Origin of the sequence: Streptococcus parasanguinis (genome assembly GCF_009717775.1) — a bacterium.
GTDB classification, from domain to species: Bacteria; Bacillota; Bacilli; order Lactobacillales; family Streptococcaceae; genus Streptococcus; species Streptococcus parasanguinis_AG.
This window is the reverse complement of record NZ_WMZF01000003.1, coordinates 12,663-30,695: the sequence shown is the minus strand read 5'-3', so window position 1 is coordinate 30,695 and position 18,033 is coordinate 12,663. Positions and strand designations below refer to the sequence as shown.

The following is an 18,033-nucleotide window of genomic DNA, read 5'->3' as shown; positions in this document are numbered from 1 at the left end:
GTTCTAGAAGAGAGGTTTCTGATATGAAAAAAGTTTTATCTGCTGATGTGTTGAGTCCAATTTTGGCTTATATGCGTTTGGATGCGCCCCATAAAATGATCTTGGAGTCGATCCCTCGTGAAAAAGAGAATGCGCGTTTTTCAATTGTAGCCTATCGGCCAGTCAGTGAAGTCAAGTTTGAAAATGGCGTCCTCTATTACAATGATCAAATTGTTGAAGAGGATCCTTTGGACTTTTTGAATCGCATCACGGTCAAAACGAAAACTTCTGAAGAGCTTCCTTTTAACGGTGGGGCGATTGGATTTGTCGGCTATGACTTGATTGGCCTCTATGAGAACATTGGTTCCATTCCTGAAGATACGATTGGCACACCAGATCTTCACTTTTTCTTATATGAAAGCTATGTAATTTTTGATCACAAAAAGGAAAAGGTCTATGTGGTGGAAGAGAACCTCTATAGTGGACGGAGTGAAGCAGAGCAAACGTCGAGCTTGGAGCATGTATTAGCACAATTGGCAAGACCTGCAAAAGAAGAGTTTCAGGACAAGGACCTGCATGTGATTCATTTCCACAATCATTTGGAGCAAAAAGAGTTTGAGGAAATGGTGACCCTAGCGCGGGACTATATTCGAAAAGGAGATATGTTCCAATGCGTGCTCAGTCAACGTTTTTCAGCTGATTTTTCAGGAAAACCGCTAGATTATTACCGCAATTTGCGCGTGACCAACCCTTCGAATTATCTCTACTTTTATGATTTTGGGGAGTACCAAATTATCGGTGCTAGTCCAGAAAGTCTGGTGTCGGTCAAGGACCGAGTGGTGACAACTAATCCCATTGCGGGCACGCGTCCCAGAGGGCTCGATGAAGAGACTGATCGGAAATTGGCAGCTGATTTGGCAGGGGATCCAAAAGAAGTCGCAGAGCACCGGATGTTGGTGGATCTAGGGCGAAACGATATTGGTCGTATTGCTCAAAATGGGTCAGTTGAAGTGACCAAATATATGGAAGTGGAATTCTTCCGTTATGTCATGCACCTGACGAGTGTGGTCAAGGGGCAATTACTTCCTGGACTAGCCTCCATTGAGGCTCTGAAGGCAACTCTTCCAGCTGGGACCGTTTCGGGTGCTCCCAAGATTCGAGCCATGAAGCGAATCTATGAAGCAGAAAAAGAAAAACGAGGCGTCTATGCAGGTGCTATTGGCTATCTCTCTGTGACGGGGGATCTCGATTTTGCTATTGCGATTCGAACCATGATCCTCAAAAATAAGAAGGCTTATGTGCAGGCTGGAGCAGGAATCGTTTATGATTCGATCGCTGAAAATGAATACCAAGAAACCGTCAATAAGGCAAAATCGATGACAAGGATTGGAGAAGAAGGATGATTTTATTAGTCGATAATTACGATTCATTTACCTACAATTTAGCGCAGTATATCGGGAAATTTGATGAGGTCCAGGTGCTTCGAAATGATGATCCGGATTTGTACCAGGTTGCCCAAGAAGCAGATGCCTTGGTCTTTTCTCCAGGTCCAGGTTGGCCAAAGGATGCGGGTGAGATGGAGGAGATGATCCGAGATTTCGCGGGAGTCAAACCAATCTTGGGGATTTGCTTGGGGCATCAAGCGATTGCAGAAGTTTTTGGAGGGCGCTTGGGATTGGCACCACAGGTCATGCATGGCAAACAAAGCCAGATCCAGCTAGAAGCTCCCTCTCCTCTATACGCGGGTGTCGCAAAAGAAGTCCCAGTCATGCGCTACCATTCGCTGACGATTGAAGCCATGCCAGAGGATTTTATCATTACCTCTCGGACGACGGATGATCAAGCCATTATGGGAATTCAACACCGCAGCTTACCGATTTATGGTTTTCAATACCATCCAGAAAGTATCGGAACGCCAGATGGGCTCAAGACCATCGAAAATTTTGTCAAACTAGTCAAGGAGCGGAAGATGAAACAAGTGCTTGCAAAAGTAGCGGAAGGAATGGATCTAACCAGTGCAGAGTTAGAAGCTGCTATGGAGGAAGTCGTTGCTGGTCGTGCTTCAGAAGCACAGGTGACGGCCCTTCTTCTAGGTCTCAAAATGAAGGGAGAAACGGTTGAAGAGCGGACGGCTATTGCAAAAGTGATGCAGGCTTATGCAGTCGCTATTCCTACAGAAGTTCAAGGAGCGATGGACAATTGTGGAACTGGGGGGGATCGTTCTTATAGTTTCAATATTTCAACTACAGCTGCCTTCGTCCTTGCTGGTGGTGGCATCAAGATGGCGAAACACGGAAATCGTTCGATCTCTTCTAAATCTGGTTCTGCGGATGTACTAGAAGCTCTAGGGATTAACCTTGATTTGGGTCCAGAAGACTTGGGACGAGTGTTTGAAAAGGCGGGAATTGTCTTCCTATTTGCCAAAAATTTGCACCCTGGCATGCGCTATATTATGCCCGCTCGCTTGGCACTAGGGGTTCCAACGGTGATGAACTTAACCGGTCCTCTTATCAATCCGATTCCTCTAGAAAGCCAGCTATTGGGAACCAGTCGTCCAGATATGCTGGAAAGTACGGCGGAGATTCTAAAGAATTTGGGTCGGAAACGCGCAGTGGTGGTGAGTGGTCCACAAGGTTTGGACGAGGCAGGCCTTGATGGCGCAACCCAGCTCGCTATTCTGGAAAATGGACAGGTTGCCTTATCCAGCTTTCAACCAGAAGATATAGGAATGGAGCGCATTGAAATTGATCAAGTACGAGGTGGAGACGCCAAACGCAATGCGGAAATTTTGATCAGCGTCTTGAAGAATGAAGCGAGTCCCTTCTTAGAGGTGACGGTCTTGAATGCTGGCCTTGGTTTTTATGCCAACGGCAAGGTAGATTCTATCAAGGAGGGGATTGCCTTGGCACGTGAAGTGATTGCCAGTGGGGCTGCCCTTGAGAAATTGAGATTATTACAGGAGTATCAAAAATGAGTCAAGAATTCTTGCCAAAGATTCTAAAGGAAAAGGCGCGTGAAGTGGCTGCGATGAAAGAAGAGGAACTCCAACCGTTGCGTGAGACCTACCGCTTTTATGATTACCTAAAGAGTCATCCAGAAAAGCTTCAGGTCATTGCGGAAGTGAAAAAGGCCAGCCCGAGTCTGGGAGATATTCATGTCGATATGGATATCGTCGCTCAGGCTAAGACTTACGAAGAAAATGGGGCCGTGATGATTTCTGTCTTGACTGATGAAGTGTTTTTCAAGGGCAGTATCGAGTATCTCCGGGAAATATCTAGTCAGGTGCGCATTCCCACCCTCAATAAAGATTTTATTGTGGATGAAAAGCAAGTGATTCGGGCGCGAAACGCAGGGGCGACCGTGATCTTGTTGATTGTTGCAGCCTTGCCAGAGGCTCGTCTGAAAGAACTCTATGAGTTTGCGACCCATCTGGGCCTGGAGGTCTTGGTGGAGACCCATAATCTGACAGAACTAGAGGTCGCTCACCGGATTGGGGCTCAGATCATAGGGGTCAATAATCGCAACTTGGTGACCTTTGAGACAGATCTTCATACTAGCCTTGAATTGGCGACAAGCTTTGAACAAGAACCGGTTTACATCTCGGAGTCTGCTATTTTTACAGCAGCAGACGCGCGCATGCTGGCTCCTTATTTCAATGACATTCTCGTTGGGACAGCCCTCATGAAGGCAGACAATGTGGCTGAAAAAGTAAAGGAGTTGCAGATTGACAAAGGTTAAAATTTGCGGATTATCCACCCCAGAAGCTGTCCAGACGGCTGTTGAGGCAGGTGCGGATTACATTGGTTTTGTCTTTGCACCAAGCAAACGGCAAGTCACGCTGGAGCAAGCCCAGCAGTTAGCTACAGGGATTCCAAAGGGGGTTCAAAAAGTCGGTGTTTTTGTATCACCACAAAGAGAAGAAGTGGCGAAAGCTTGCCAAGTTGTGGGCTTGGACCTGATACAAGTGCATGGACCGATGGATGATACCATCTTGCAAGAGTTTCCCCAACAAACGATTCGCGCTGTTCAAGTGGGGAAAGATGCAGCACTTCCTGATACCAGTGCCGACTATCTGCTCTTTGATGCTCCTGTAGCAGGAAGTGGAGAGACTTTTAACTGGAAAAAGCTCGAAAGTCAAAACGTTACAAAGCCTTTCTTTATTGCAGGAGGCTTGACGGTAGACAATGTAGCAGATGCCATTCGCTTCTTTCATCCTTATGCGGTGGATGTATCCAGTGGGGTCGAGACAAATGGAAAAAAAGATCAAGAAAAGATAAAACGATTTATAGAAAGGGTCAAGCATGGCATATAAACAACCAGATAAAAACGGATTTTACGGGCGGTTCGGGGGACGATTTGTCCCTGAAACCTTGATGACAGCAGTTTTAGAATTAGAAAAAGCCTACAGAGAAAGTCAAGCAGATCCTTCTTTTCAAGCAGAATTGGATCAGCTTCTGAAACAATATGTCGGTCGGGAAACACCGCTCTATTATGCTAAAAATCTTACCAAGTATGTCGGTGGAGCCAAGATCTTTCTTAAAAGAGAAGACCTCAACCACACAGGGGCTCATAAAATTAATAATGCCCTAGGACAAGTTTTATTGGCACATCGGATGGGCAAAAAGAAGATCATCGCAGAAACAGGGGCCGGACAGCACGGTGTTGCAACGGCAACGGCTGCTGCTTTATTTGATATGGAATGCACCATCTACATGGGGGAAGAAGATGTCAAACGCCAAGCCCTCAATGTCTTTCGGATGGAGTTATTGGGCGCCAAGGTTCAATCAGTAACAGATGGGTCACGTGTCCTCAAGGATGCGGTCAATGCTGCCCTTAGAGCCTGGGTAGCAAATGTGGAGGATACCCACTATATCATGGGTTCTGCTCTAGGACCTCACCCATTCCCAGAAATTGTCCGTGATTTTCAAAGTGTCATTGGCCGAGAAGCCAAACGCCAATTTGCAGAGCAAAATGATGGTGCATTACCAAATGCAGTTTTAGCCTGTGTAGGAGGCGGATCGAACGCCATTGGCCTCTTTTATCCTTTTGTTGAAGATACATCTGTTGCCATGTATGGGGCAGAAGCTGCTGGGCTTGGAGTGGATACAGACCAGCATGCAGCAACCTTGACCAAAGGACGTCCGGGAGTCCTTCACGGTGCCTTGATGGATGTGTTACAGGATGCCCATGGACAGATTTTAGAAGCCTTCTCGATTTCAGCAGGTCTCGATTATCCAGGAATTGGGCCGGAGCATTCTTATTTCCATGACATCAAGCGGGCGACCTATGTGCCTGTGACAGACCAAGAAGCCCTAGAAGCCTTTCAATTGCTTTCAAAAGTAGAAGGAATCATTCCAGCTCTGGAATCGAGCCATGCTATCGCCTATGCGGTGAAATTGGCTAAGGAGATGGGGCCTGAAAAATCCATGATCGTTTGCTTATCAGGTCGTGGGGATAAAGATGTGGTACAAGTCAAAGACCGCCTAGAACAAGAGAGAGGAGAGTAAGATGGGAAAGACCTTAACAGAGCATTTACAAAAGCTGAAAGACCAGCAGCAAGGAATCTTTGTTCCTTATATTATGGCAGGAGATCATGAAAAAGGCTTAGCAGGTTTGCAGGAAACCATCCAATTTTTGGAGGAGCTTGGTGTCTCAGCCATTGAAGTTGGCATTCCTTTTTCAGATCCGGTGGCAGATGGCCCTGTGATTGAAGAGGCAGGATTACGCAGTTTAGCCCATGGGACGACGACAGAGGGTCTGGTGCAAACGATCCAGCGTCTGGAGACAAGTGTTCCTTTGGTCATCATGACCTATTTCAACCCCTTGTTCCAATATGGGCTCGAAAACTTCTTTAGAGATGTAGAAGGAACAGCGGTCAAGGGAGTGATTATTCCGGATCTTCCTCATGAGCATGCAGATCTGGTAGAGCCTCTCTTAGTGGATAAAGACATCGCTTTGGTGCCGCTAGTGAGCTTAACCACAGGAATCGAGCGCCAGAAGAAATTAATCCATGATGCAGAAGGATTTATCTATGCCGTTGCTGTCAATGGGGTGACGGGGAAAGCTGGTAGCTATCGAGATGATTTGGATCACCACTTGGCCCAATTACACGAAATAGCGTCCATTCCTGTTTTAACAGGTTTTGGAGTTTCCAGCATGGAGGATGTTCACCGTTTCAACAGGGTCTCAGATGGAGTTATTGTGGGGTCCAAAATCGTTAAGGCTCTCCACCAAGGGGAGACAGATGCCATCGCTCGTTTCATTTCTCAAGCAGTGAAGGCCTAGAAGGTTCATTCCATTCATCATCAGCTTGATTCTCCTAGATCAAGCTCTTTGTCTACTATTTTAAACATTCCCCTTGTTTGTCTTTACAAACGAGGCTTTCTCGTTACAATAGAGGTAGTAACAAGAAAAGAGGAGAAGAGAATGATAAGCCTTGAAGAGATTGATCAAGTCATCCAATCGGGTCCTTTTGAACCAACCTGGGACTCTCTTAGCCATCAAGTCTGTCCAGATTGGTATCGGGATGCCAAATTTGGAATGTTTATCCACTGGGGCGTCTACAGTGTACCTGCCTTTGGTTCAGAATGGTATTCGCGAAATATGTATATCCAAGGGAATCCTTGTTGTGACTATCATCGAGAGCATTTTGGAGACCAGGCCGGCTTTGGCTACAAGGATCTCATTCCTCTTTTTACAGCCGATCAATTTGATCCGGCATCTTGGCTAGATCTCTTTCAAAAAGCGGGAGCTCAGTATCTTTTCCCAGTTGCGGAGCACCACGATGGTTTTCAGATGTATGCCTCTACTCTCTCGCCTTATAATAGCTTAGAAATGGGGCCGAAACGAGATGTCTTAGGGGAGTTGAGGGAGGAAGCAGAAAAACGTGGCCTGCACTTCTGTACGTCTTCTCACCGGGCAGAGCACCAGTTTTTCTTTTCACATGGCAAGGAATTCGTCAGTGACATTTCGCAGGAAGTCCCAAGAGACAGTCTTTATTGGCCAGCGGAGCCAGAGCCCAAGGATCATTTTGATCTGACTTCCAAGCCTTATCCAAGCAAAGAATTCTTGGAAGATTGGCTGTTGCGAACCTGTGAACTGGTGCGGGACTACCAACCAGAGCTCCTATATTTTGACTGGTGGATCCAGCATGAGAGTTTCCGTCCCTACTTGATGCGCTTTTTGGCTTATTATTACAATCTAGCAGCACAAGAGGATCGCAAGGTGGCTGTTTGTTACAAACAGGATGCCCTCCCTTTCGGTTCAGGAATCGTTGAGATGGAGCGGGGAGGATACGGAGAGACGCAAGCCTTTCCGTGGCAAATGGATACCGCGATCGCCCGTAATTCTTGGTGCTATACCCAGGATCTAGCCTACAAGACCAGTAAGGAATTGCTACAAAATTTAGTTGATGTTGTGGCAAAAAATGGCAATCTTCTGCTCAATATTGGACCCAAGGCAGATGGCACTATTCCTGAGCAAGACCAAGACATCCTCACAGAGATCGGGAACTGGCTGGCGGTAAATGGAGAAGCCATTTATCAGAGTCGGCCTTGGCGGGTGTCATCAGACGGACCGACCGAGGCCCAAGAAGGTTCCTTCTCAGATGGAGAAGCGCCACTCTATACCAGCCAAGATTTCCGCTATACCATGCGTGATGGCTTTCTTTATGCCATCCAGCTGGAACCAAGTGGAAGGACAGAAGAGCTGACCTTGCCGTCTCTCGCCTATGATCTCAAGCAACCGAGAATTCTTCATGCGCGCATTCAAAAGGTAGAGCTCCTTGGAGAAAGTCAGCTTCTTTCTTGGAGCCAAGATGAGACAGGGCTTCATCTTCAGTTACCAGCTTGCAGCAAAAAACAACCGCGTGTTTTGCGCCTCAGCTTTTAGTTTTCTTGAAGCTTTCTATAAGGAATCGTTTAGGTTTCTCTAGTATACTGTACTCATCCAATAAGAAATGAGGTACAGAAAATGAAAATCTCAGTTAATTATCCAAAACGCTTTAAGAAATTGCCACAACAAGGTTCTTGTTACGGCGAATAAACACTTCTCTTCATTTTTCATAAGGAACTCCTAAAGAAGTCTCTACCCGAAAGGGTAGAGTTTTTATGTACCAGAGACCTTGTGATTCGTGGTATAATAGGCCTATGGAAAAAAAGAATAAATTACTACTCATCGACGGGTCTTCCGTCGCTTTTCGTGCCTTTTTCGCACTCTATAATCAAATTGATCGCTTCAAAAATGCCAATGGTTTGCATACCAATGCGGTTTATGGCTTTAACCTCATGTTGAGCCATCTATTGGAGCGCATCCAACCGACCCATGTCCTCGTTGCTTTTGATGCAGGAAAGACGACTTTTCGGACGGAGATGTATGCCGACTACAAAGGGGGCCGTGCAAAAACTCCAGATGAGTTCCGCGAGCAGTTTCCTTTCATTCGTGAGCAACTGGATCATTTGGGAATCCGCCATTATGAGCTGGCCCAGTATGAAGCGGATGATATTATTGGAACGCTGGATAAGATGGCAGAAACTACCTCGGTGCCATTTGATGTGACCATTGTCTCTGGGGACAAGGATTTGATCCAACTGACGGATGACAATACGGTGGTTGAAATCTCCAAAAAAGGGGTAGCAGAGTTTGAAGAATTCACTCCAGCCTATCTCAAAGAAAAGATGGGACTGACACCCGAGCAGTTTATCGACCTCAAGGCCTTGATGGGAGATAAATCGGATAATATCCCAGGTGTTACTAAGATCGGAGAAAAGACCGGGATCAAACTACTCCTAGAGTACGGTTCTCTCGATGGCATTTACGAGCATATCGACGAGATGAAGGCTTCTAAGATGAAGGAAAACCTCATCAACGACAAGGAGCAGGCCTATCTGTCTAAGACTCTCGCAACCATCGATACCAATGCGCCTATTGAAATTGGGCTGGACGATATCACTTATTCGGGTCCTCATCTAGAAAATCTTGCCAAGTTTTATGAGGAGATGGGCTTCAAGCAACTCCGTCAGGCCTTGGATCTTAGTGGAGAAGAAGCGGCTCCTGTAGCCATTGACTATACAGAAGTCGAGCAAGTCGCTTCAGATATGCTCACGGAAGATAGTTTCTTCCATTTTGAGATTTTTGGGGACAATTACCATACGGAATCCATCATCGGTTTCGCATGGGGGACCAAAGGTCAGCTCTACGCGAGTACAGATACTGGTCTTTTACAAACACCGATTTTCAAAGAATTTCTCGAAAAAACGCCCCTCAAGGTCTATGACTTCAAGCGGGCCAAGGTCTTGCTCAGCCACTTGGGCATTACCCTTCAAAATCCCGCGTTTGACAGTCGATTGGCCAAGTATCTCTTGTCGACCGTAGAGGACAATGAGATTTCAACCATTGCGAGTCTCTATAGTCAGATTGCGCTGCCGCTGGATGAAGTCGTTTATGGCAAGGGAGCCAAAAAAGCTATCCCAGAAAAGGCGGTCCTATTAGAGCATTTGGCACGGAAAGTCGCTGTTTTACTAGACACGGAAGAGCCTATGATGGAGCAGTTGCAAGCCCATGACCAACTAGATTTGCTCTATGATATGGAGCAACCGCTAGCAGCTGTTTTGGCCAAGATGGAAATCGCGGGGATCAAGGTAGAGCGTCAGACCCTAGAAGACATGCAGGTGGAAAACGAAGTGGTCTTGGAGCGCTTGACCCAAGAAATCTACGAGCTTGCAGGAGAAGAGTTCAACATCAATTCTCCAAAACAATTGGGCGTCATCCTCTTTGAAAAATTGGAACTCCCTCTTGAATACACCAAGAAGACCAAAACAGGCTATTCAACAGCTGTTGATGTCTTGGAACGCCTGGCTCCAATTGCACCGATCGTGTCTAAGATTCTTGAATACCGCCAAATTGCTAAGATCCAGTCGACCTATGTCATCGGTCTTCAAGATTGGATTTTGGAAGATGGGAAGATCCATACCCGCTATGTACAGGATTTGACGCAGACAGGCCGCTTGTCCAGCGTGGATCCCAACCTGCAAAACATTCCTGTCCGTTTGGAGCAAGGTCGTCTTATTCGTAAAGCCTTTGTCCCAGAAGAGGAAAATAGTGTCTTGTTGAGTTCGGACTATTCACAGATCGAACTGCGCGTCTTGGCCCATATTTCGGGAGATGAGCATTTGATTGATGCCTTTAAGCATGGGGCAGATATCCATACATCGACTGCTATGCGCGTCTTCAACATTGAAAAACCAGAAGATGTGACGCCGAATGACCGGCGCAATGCAAAAGCGGTAAACTTCGGTGTGGTTTATGGAATTTCCGACTTTGGACTGTCTAACAACCTAGGGATCAGTCGAAAAGAAGCCAAGGCCTACATTGAGACCTACTTCGAACGCTACCCTGGCATCAAGGACTATATGGAGAGTGTGGTACGGGAAGCGCGTGACAAAGGCTATGTAGAAACCCTCTTCAAGCGCCGTCGGGAGATTCCAGATATCAATTCTCGCAACTTCAATGTTCGAGGCTTTGCGGAGCGGACGGCTATCAACTCACCCATCCAAGGATCTGCAGCAGATATCTTGAAAATTGCCATGATCCACTTGGACCAAGCGCTAGAAAGAGGAGCATACAAGACCAAGATGCTTCTTCAGGTGCACGATGAAATCGTTCTGCAAGTACCAAGTGATGAACTGGCAGCGATCAAAGAACTCGTCAAAGAGACTATGGAATCCGCTATCGAACTTGCAGTTCCACTGGAAGCTGATGAGAATGAAGGCAAAACATGGTATGAAGCCAAATAAGATTGAGTTTGTTTAAAACAGAAAGCGGTAGGAGACTTTTCAGTTTCCTACCGTTTTTAACGACAAACACTTGCAATGCCTTCCGTATTGTTATACTATTTAAAGAAAGGAAACGCATACAAAAAGGAGATTCATATGGCCTATTCATTTCGCAATCCTAGTGATGGTATTATCAAACATTACCTAGAAACCAGCAAGATCATCGCTGTAGTTGGATTATCTGATCGTGAAGATACGACCAGTCATCGTGTCAGTAAGGAGATGCAAGAGCGGGGCTATCGGATTATTCCTGTCAACCCCCGCGCAGCTGGTGGCCAGATCCTTGGAGAAACGGTGTACGCTAGCTTGCAGGAGATCCCTTTCCCAGTAGATATCGTCGATGTATATCGTCGCAGTGAGTTTTTACCAGATGTGGCACGTGATTTTATTGAGACGGATGCGAAAATTTTCTGGGCACAATTGGAGCTGGAAAATCAAGAAGCAGAAGAAATCCTTCGTGGAGCTGGACGAGAAGATATCGTCATGAACCGCTGTATCAAACGGGAACACACCCGACTGATCTTAGGAGACTCCCTATACGGTTTATAAATGATAAACAATTGATCATAGAAGAAAACCCCAGCTTGCTGGGGTTTTCTCCTTACTCTTATTCAGTTTCATGGCTTGGATGGCCTGTAAAATGGCGAGGCCCTTGTTTAATCTGCTTGATTTGATCATAAAAGGCAATTTGGCAGTTGATAAAGTAAGGCATGGTATAAAAGCCGATGACATCGCGCGTGAAGTAATTCAAGAAGTACCAACCAATCAAGGTTAGGTCGAGCACTAGGCGATTGCTGCGGAACCCTTTCATGGTTTCACGACTTTGGCGAAGGACTCCAAAGGCTCCCTTGTAGTCGCCGTCTCGTAATTGCTCGTAGAGGATCAATTCGACCAGACTGAGACTGTAGTATTGTGGCAGGTAAAAGATGAGGCCAATCAGGCCAAGTATGACACCAGCAGTCATCAGAGGCATTTGTTGCATGAGAGATTGGAATTCAGGACTGGAAGCACTCAAAGTGCTCGGGTTGCTCACCTTATCGTAGATCGCCAAAAATCGAATGCTGGCGTAGGTGCTGATGAGACTCCCCACATAGAGGATGAGTCCCCATAAAAAGAGGACGGCTTGCTTCAAGATCAAGGTGGCAAATACAGAGGTAAAGCGATCTTGTTTAAAGATATCTAAGACACGTGTTCGGTGTTCGATCTTGGGATTGATCGTATCTAAATAGCTAAAAGTTGCACCGATCACTAAAATAGAGATGACAAAGGAGACGACAGAAGGAAAGAGCTGCCGCTGGATCATGTAGATACTTGCTTGCTGCAAGGTCATATCCGGTAGTAGATCGACCAGATCTTGCCCACTTAAGAGAAAGTTAGCAAGAATGGTCAACAGGACCGGAAGAGCAAAAAGGATAGCTAAGCCCGGTTGCTGGACTTGCATGGTGCGTGCCCGGAGGCGAATCAGTTTAAGGTTCATAGATGACACTCTCTTCATAGTAGTACTTTTTATTATAACATAAGTCCGTGACAGAGCCGGTAAAATTTGGTACAATCGTACAGGTGCTCACAGGAAAACTGTGACAGGAATAAGAAGGCTGGGACTGTTTTTCCCAGTACGGAGGTAACCATGACAGATTCACCGATTCAATATCGATTAATCAAAAAAGAAAAGCATACAGGTGCTCGTCTGGGAGAAATTATCACCCCTCACGGGACCTTCCCGACCCCAATGTTTATGCCTGTAGGGACTCAGGCAACCGTTAAGACCCAATCGCCAGAAGAACTCAAGGAAATGGGCTCCGGAATTATCTTGGCCAACACCTACCATCTCTGGCTTCGTCCCGGGGATGATCTAGTCGCAAAAGCAGGAGGACTGCACCAGTTCATGAACTGGGATCAGCCAATTTTGACAGATAGTGGAGGCTTCCAGGTCTATTCACTAGCGGATACCCGAAATATCACCGAAGAAGGGGTAACCTTTAAAAACCACCTCAACGGCTCGAAGATGTTCCTCTCTCCAGAAAAGGCCATCTCCATCCAAAACAATCTAGGAAGCGACATCATGATGTCCTTTGATGAATGCCCTCAGTTCTATCAGCCCTATGATTATGTGAAGAAATCAATCGAACGGACCAGTCGTTGGGCAGAACGTGGCCTAAAGGCTCACCGTCGCCCTCATGATCAAGGTCTTTTCGGGATTGTCCAAGGGGCTGGATTTGAAGACTTACGCCGTCAGTCTGCTCAAGATTTGGTCGGCATGGACTTTCCAGGCTATTCCATCGGTGGCTTAGCTGTTGGGGAAAGCCATGAAGAGATGAATGCGGTGCTGGATTTCACAACTCCGCTCTTACCAGAGAACAAGCCGCGCTATCTCATGGGAGTAGGAGCTCCAGACAGTCTGATTGATGGCGTTATTCGTGGAGTGGACATGTTTGACTGTGTCTTGCCGACGCGGATTGCGCGAAATGGTACCTGTATGACTAGCCAAGGAAGCCTGGTAGTGAAAAATGCGCAATTTGCAGAAGACTTTACACCGCTGGATCCCGAATGTGATTGCTACACTTGTAAAAATTACACCCGAGCTTATCTTCGCCACCTCCTCAAGGCAGATGAGACCTTCGGCATTCGCTTGACCAGCTACCACAACTTGTATTTCTTGATCAACCTCATGAAGCAGGTCCGTCAAGCCATCATGGATGACAATCTCTTAGAATTCCGTGAGCATTTCGTCGAGAAATATGGCTATAACAAATCAGGACGGAATTTCTAGGATGGATCGCGAAAGACTATTAGACTCCTTGGTAAAAAAGATCCAGGCAAAAGAATTACAGACCCTTGGGATCTATGGTCATGGTGGTTCAGGAAAAACAACCTTTACAAAAGTGCTCTGTGAGCGATTGGACCCCACAAAAGTTAACCTTTTAGAGACAGATCCCTATGTTATTGGAAGTCCAAGAGGATTGGTTGTGCCAAAAGACTTACCGGACCAAAAGGTAACCGCGTGTCTGTCGAGTGCCCATGAATTGGCAAGTTTAGAAAGAGATATCCGAGCCCTTCAAGCAGGGATGGATATACGGACGATTGATCAGCCATGGTCTCCAAGCCATATATTATCTGGAAGCAAGCCCATTCTCATCGTAGAAGGGATGTCAGTAGCTTTTTTACCCAAGTATTTGTTTGATCAAACCATTTGTTTTTACACAGATGATCATACGGAGCTAGAAAGACGATTAAGCAGAGACGTTGCCCAACGAAATCGAGAAATTGACTTCATCTATCGAACTCACCAAATCAGACGAGAACAATACCATCAGTATTATCAACCGATGGAAGGTGAAGCAAATATCCTGGTCAATACATCACAAGATCAATTTTGTATTGAAAAAGAATAGAAAGTTCTACTGAAAAGTAGAACTTTTTTCTATATAATAGCAACTTTTTTAGCACTCAATTTCTTTCGAAAACACTTTCATCAAAAAAACGAAAAAAATCTTCTCAAATCCCTTGCATTGGGCCTTTGTTTGTGTTAAACTACTATGGTGCTGTGAAAAACAGCTATTAGCTTTGATGCAAGAGGTTGCGACACGCTCGGTTGCATTGCCACGCAACGCGCGTCGGTTTTCTTGTGGAGCTAGCCTATTATCTTAAATAGACGAAAAGGAGAAAAAGATGGCAAACAAAAAAATCCGCATCCGTTTGAAAGCGTACGAACACCGTACACTCGACACAGCGGCTGCAAAAATCGTAGAATCAGCTACTCGTACAGGTGCACAAGTTGCGGGTCCAATCCCACTTCCAACTGAGCGTAGCCTCTACACAATCATTCGTGCGACTCACAAATACAAAGATTCTCGCGAACAATTCGAAATGCGTACACACAAACGTTTGATCGACATCATCAACCCAACTCAAAAAACAGTTGACGCTTTGATGAAATTGGATCTTCCAAGTGGTGTAAACGTAGAAATCAAACTTTAATCTAAAGCTTGATCAAGAGCATAAAAAACGCTCGTTAAAAACTTTTTGAATAAAAAACTATAGAAAAGGAACTATTTTCTCATGACAAAAGGAATCTTAGGGAAAAAAGTGGGAATGACTCAAATCTTCACTGAAGCTGGCGAATTGATCCCTGTAACAGTTATCGAAGCAACTCCAAACGTTGTTCTTCAAGTTAAAACTGTTGAAACAGATGGTTACAACGCTATCCAAGTTGGTTTCGATGACAAACGCGAAGTATTGAGCAACAAACCTGCTAAAGGACATGTAGCAAAAGCTAACACGGCTCCTAAGCGCTTCATTCGTGAATTCAAAAACGTTGAAGGCTTGGAAGTTGGTGCTGAAATCACAGTTGACACTTTCGAAGCTGGAGACATTGTTGATGTAACTGGTACTTCTAAAGGTAAAGGTTTCCAAGGTGTTATCAAACGCCACGGACAATCACGTGGACCTATGGCTCACGGTTCTCGTTACCACCGTCGTCCAGGTTCTATGGGACCTGTTGCACCTAACCGCGTATTCAAAGGTAAAAACCTTGCAGGACGTATGGGTGGCGATCGTGTAACGATTCAAAACCTTGAAGTTGTACAAGTTGTTCCAGAAAAGAACGTTATCCTTATCAAAGGTAACGTACCAGGTGCTAAGAAATCTCTTATCACTATCAAGTCAGCAGTTAAAGCTGGTAAATAATAAGGAAAGGGGAATACAGTCAAAATGGCAAATGTAACATTATTCGACCAAACTGGTAAACAAGCGGGCGAAGTTGTTCTTAACGATGCGATCTTTGGTATCGAACCAAACCAAGCAGTTGTATTTGATGTGATCATCAGCCAACGTGCTAGCCTTCGTCAAGGAACTCACGCAGTTAAAAACCGTTCAGCCGTTTCAGGTGGCGGACGCAAACCATGGCGTCAAAAAGGAACTGGACGTGCGCGTCAAGGTTCTATCCGCTCTCCACAATGGCGTGGTGGTGGAATCGTCTTCGGACCAACTCCACGTAGCTATGCGTACAAACTTCCTCAAAAAGTTCGTCGCCTTGCACTTAAATCTGTTTACTCAGAAAAAGTTGCTGAAAACAAATTTGTAGCCGTTGATTCTCTTGAATTTACAGCTCCAAAAACTGCTGAATTTGCAAAAGTTCTTGCAGCTTTGAGCATCGATTCTAAAGTCCTTGTTATTCTTGAAGAAGGAAATGAATTCGCAGCTCTTTCAGCTCGTAACCTTCCAAACGTGAAAGTTGCGACTGCTACAACTGCAAGTGTTCTTGACATCGCAAATAGTGACAAACTTCTTGTTACTCAAGCAGCTATCTCTAAAATCGAGGAGGTTCTTGCATAATGAATTTGTATGATGTTATCAAAAAACCTGTTATCACTGAAAAGTCAATGGCTCAACTTGAAGCAGGCAAATATGTATTCGAAGTTGACACTCGCGCTCACAAACTTTTGATCAAACAAGCTGTTGAAGCTGCCTTTGAAGGTGTAAAAGTTGCGAATGTGAACACTGTAAACGTAAAACCTAAAGCAAAACGCGTTGGACGTTACACTGGTTTTACTTCAAAAACTAAAAAAGCTATCATCACGCTTGCAGCTGATTCTAAAGCAATCGAGTTGTTTGCTACTGAAGCTGAATAATCTAAGGAGGAAATATCGTGGGAATTCGTGTTTATAAACCAACAACAAACGGTCGCCGTAATATGACTTCTTTGGATTTCGCTGAAATCACAACAAACACACCTGAGAAAACTTTGCTTGTTTCTCTTAAAAACAAAGCAGGTCGTAACAACAACGGTCGTATCACTGTTCGTCACCAAGGTGGTGGACACAAACGTCATTACCGTTTGATCGATTTCAAACGTAACAAAGATGGAGTTGAAGCAGTCGTTAAAACGATCGAATACGATCCAAACCGCTCAGCTAACATCGCGCTTGTACACTACACTGACGGTGTAAAAGCTTACATCATCGCCCCTAAAGGTCTTGAAGTAGGTCAACGCATCGTATCAGGACCAGAAGCAGATATCAAAGTCGGAAACGCTCTTCCACTTGCTAACATCCCAGTTGGTACTTTGATCCACAACATCGAATTGAAACCTGGTAAAGGTGGAGAATTGGTACGTGCTGCTGGAGCTTCTGCTCAAGTATTGGGTTCTGAAGGTAAATATGTACTTGTTCGTCTTCAATCAGGCGAAGTTCGTATGATTCTTGGAACTTGCCGTGCTACAGTTGGTGTTGTCGGAAACGAACAACATGGACTTGTAAACCTTGGTAAAGCGGGACGTAACCGCTGGAAAGGTGTTCGCCCTACAGTTCGTGGTTCTGTAATGAACCCGAATGATCACCCACACGGTGGTGGTGAAGGTAAAGCACCAGTTGGACGTAAAGCGCCATCTACTCCTTGGGGTAAACCTGCGCTTGGTCTTAAAACTCGTAACAAGAAAGCGAAATCTGACAAACTTATCGTTCGTCGTCGCAACCAAAAATAATCATAAGCAACTAGCTTACACTTTCCGCCAGCTCGGTAGCGCTGCATAGCAGCGCAAGCCGCTGTGGTACTAAATTTTAAAGGAGAAAATTACAAAATGGGACGTAGTCTTAAAAAAGGACCTTTCGTCGATGAGCATTTGATGAAAAAAGTTGAAGCTCAAGCAAACGACGAAAAGAAAAAAGTAATTAAAACTTGGTCACGTCGTTCAACGATCTTCCCAAGTTTCATCGGATACACTATCGCAGTTTATGATGGACGTAAACATGTACCTGTTTACATCCAAGAAGACATGGTAGGTCACAAGCTTGGTGAATTTGCACCAACTCGTACTTACAAAGGTCACGCGGCAGACGACAAGAAGACACGTAGAAAATAAGGAGAACATAAATGGCAGAAATTACTTCAGCTAAAGCAATGGCTCGTACAGTGCGTGTTTCACCTCGTAAATCACGTCTTGTTCTTGACAACATCCGTGGTAAAAGCGTAGCCGATGCCATCGCTATTTTGACATTCACACCAAACAAAGCTGCAGGGATCATCCTTAAAGTGTTGAACTCAGCAGTAGCAAACGCTGAAAACAACTTTGGTTTGGAAAAAGCTAACTTGGTAGTATCTGAAGCATTCGCAAACGAAGGACCAACAATGAAACGTTTCCGTCCACGTGCGAAAGGTTCAGCTTCACCAATCAACAAACGTACAGCTCACATCACAGTAGCTGTTGCAGAAAAATAAGGAGGTA

Annotated in this window: 19 protein-coding genes and 1 pseudogene; 19 read left to right on the top strand and 1 reads right to left on the bottom strand. The window is 45.3% G+C overall.

Annotated elements, in window-relative coordinates:
* Positions 1–23: 23 nt before the first annotated feature.
* The 10 genes and pseudogenes from trpE to GMC92_RS06160 all read left to right on the top strand — a co-directional run bounded on the left by trpE (position 24) and on the right by GMC92_RS06160 (position 11,360).
* Positions 24–1,382 carry an anthranilate synthase component I gene (trpE, locus tag GMC92_RS06200; protein ID WP_155199995.1) on the top strand — a complete coding sequence of 453 codons (1,359 nt, stop codon included), beginning with the start codon at positions 24–26 and terminating at the stop codon, positions 1,380–1,382.
* A pseudogene (locus GMC92_RS10855) lies at positions 1,379–1,939 on the top strand (aminodeoxychorismate/anthranilate synthase component II); the annotation flags it as partial. The gene trpE and the pseudogene GMC92_RS10855, both read left to right, overlap by 4 nt.
* A 9-nt stretch (positions 1,940–1,948) precedes the next feature.
* A complete protein-coding gene (gene trpD, locus GMC92_RS10850) occupies positions 1,949–2,953 on the top strand; it encodes an anthranilate phosphoribosyltransferase (RefSeq protein WP_241672893.1) in 1,005 nt (334 codons plus the stop codon).
* Positions 2,950–3,717: an indole-3-glycerol phosphate synthase TrpC gene (gene trpC, locus GMC92_RS06190; protein WP_155199993.1), complete on the top strand. Its 768-nt coding sequence runs from the start codon at positions 2,950–2,952 to the stop codon at positions 3,715–3,717. The genes trpD and trpC overlap by 4 nt, the downstream gene beginning before the upstream one ends.
* Positions 3,704–4,291, top strand: coding sequence for a phosphoribosylanthranilate isomerase (locus GMC92_RS06185; RefSeq protein WP_070594343.1), 588 nt, complete (start codon positions 3,704–3,706; stop codon positions 4,289–4,291). The genes trpC and GMC92_RS06185 overlap by 14 nt, the downstream gene beginning before the upstream one ends.
* The gene (trpB, locus tag GMC92_RS06180; RefSeq protein ID WP_155199992.1) at positions 4,281–5,486 is read left to right on the top strand and encodes a tryptophan synthase subunit beta; all 1,206 of its coding nucleotides are present in this window, start codon (positions 4,281–4,283) and stop codon (positions 5,484–5,486) included. Before GMC92_RS06185 ends, trpB begins: the two co-directional genes overlap by 11 nt.
* 1 nt (position 5,487) lies before the next feature.
* Positions 5,488–6,264 carry a tryptophan synthase subunit alpha gene (gene trpA, locus GMC92_RS06175; protein ID WP_155199991.1) on the top strand — a complete coding sequence of 259 codons (777 nt, stop codon included), beginning with the start codon at positions 5,488–5,490 and terminating at the stop codon, positions 6,262–6,264.
* Between the two features lie 141 nt (positions 6,265–6,405).
* A complete protein-coding gene (locus tag GMC92_RS06170) occupies positions 6,406–7,869 on the top strand; it encodes an alpha-L-fucosidase (protein WP_155199990.1) in 1,464 nt (487 codons plus the stop codon).
* 257 nt (positions 7,870–8,126) lie between these two features.
* Positions 8,127–10,772 (top strand): DNA polymerase I, encoded by a 2,646-nt coding sequence (polA, locus tag GMC92_RS06165; RefSeq protein WP_155199989.1) that lies wholly within the window; start codon positions 8,127–8,129, stop codon positions 10,770–10,772.
* 135 nt (positions 10,773–10,907) lie between these two features.
* Positions 10,908–11,360 (top strand): CoA-binding protein, encoded by a 453-nt coding sequence (locus GMC92_RS06160; RefSeq protein WP_021154247.1) that lies wholly within the window; start codon positions 10,908–10,910, stop codon positions 11,358–11,360.
* 58 nt (positions 11,361–11,418) lie between these two features.
* Here the strand turns inward: GMC92_RS06160 and GMC92_RS06155 are convergent, their stop codons facing one another.
* The gene (locus GMC92_RS06155; protein ID WP_155199988.1) at positions 11,419–12,288 is read right to left on the bottom strand and encodes a DUF975 family protein; all 870 of its coding nucleotides are present in this window, start codon (positions 12,286–12,288) and stop codon (positions 11,419–11,421) included.
* A gap of 150 nt (positions 12,289–12,438) precedes the next feature.
* Here GMC92_RS06155 and tgt point away from each other — a divergent pair, with 150 nt between their 5' ends.
* The 9 genes from tgt to rplV all read left to right on the top strand — a co-directional run bounded on the left by tgt (position 12,439) and on the right by rplV (position 18,026).
* Positions 12,439–13,581, top strand: coding sequence for a tRNA guanosine(34) transglycosylase Tgt (tgt, locus tag GMC92_RS06150; protein ID WP_155199987.1), 1,143 nt, complete (start codon positions 12,439–12,441; stop codon positions 13,579–13,581).
* A 1-nt stretch (position 13,582) separates the two neighbouring features.
* Positions 13,583–14,203 carry a uridine kinase family protein gene (locus GMC92_RS06145; RefSeq protein ID WP_155199986.1) on the top strand — a complete coding sequence of 207 codons (621 nt, stop codon included), beginning with the start codon at positions 13,583–13,585 and terminating at the stop codon, positions 14,201–14,203.
* Between the two features lie 277 nt (positions 14,204–14,480).
* The gene (gene rpsJ, locus GMC92_RS06140) at positions 14,481–14,789 is read left to right on the top strand and encodes a 30S ribosomal protein S10 (protein WP_003009585.1); all 309 of its coding nucleotides are present in this window, start codon (positions 14,481–14,483) and stop codon (positions 14,787–14,789) included.
* 81 nt (positions 14,790–14,870) lie between these two features.
* On the top strand, positions 14,871–15,497 hold the full coding sequence (gene rplC / locus GMC92_RS06135) for a 50S ribosomal protein L3 (protein WP_003010846.1): 627 nt from the start codon (positions 14,871–14,873) through the stop codon (positions 15,495–15,497).
* Between the two features lie 24 nt (positions 15,498–15,521).
* Positions 15,522–16,145, top strand: coding sequence for a 50S ribosomal protein L4 (gene rplD / locus GMC92_RS06130; protein WP_003009591.1), 624 nt, complete (start codon positions 15,522–15,524; stop codon positions 16,143–16,145).
* Positions 16,145–16,441 carry a 50S ribosomal protein L23 gene (locus tag GMC92_RS06125; protein WP_003009593.1) on the top strand — a complete coding sequence of 99 codons (297 nt, stop codon included), beginning with the start codon at positions 16,145–16,147 and terminating at the stop codon, positions 16,439–16,441. The genes rplD and GMC92_RS06125 overlap by 1 nt, the downstream gene beginning before the upstream one ends.
* Positions 16,442–16,458: 17 nt before the next feature.
* Entirely contained in the window at positions 16,459–17,292 is an 834-nt protein-coding gene (gene rplB, locus GMC92_RS06120; protein WP_000512900.1) for a 50S ribosomal protein L2, read from the top strand.
* Between the two features lie 96 nt (positions 17,293–17,388).
* Positions 17,389–17,670: a 30S ribosomal protein S19 gene (rpsS, locus tag GMC92_RS06115; protein ID WP_000533766.1), complete on the top strand. Its 282-nt coding sequence runs from the start codon at positions 17,389–17,391 to the stop codon at positions 17,668–17,670.
* An 11-nt stretch (positions 17,671–17,681) separates the two neighbouring features.
* Entirely contained in the window at positions 17,682–18,026 is a 345-nt protein-coding gene (gene rplV, locus GMC92_RS06110) for a 50S ribosomal protein L22 (RefSeq protein WP_000818139.1), read from the top strand.
* Positions 18,027–18,033: the final 7 nt, after the last annotated feature.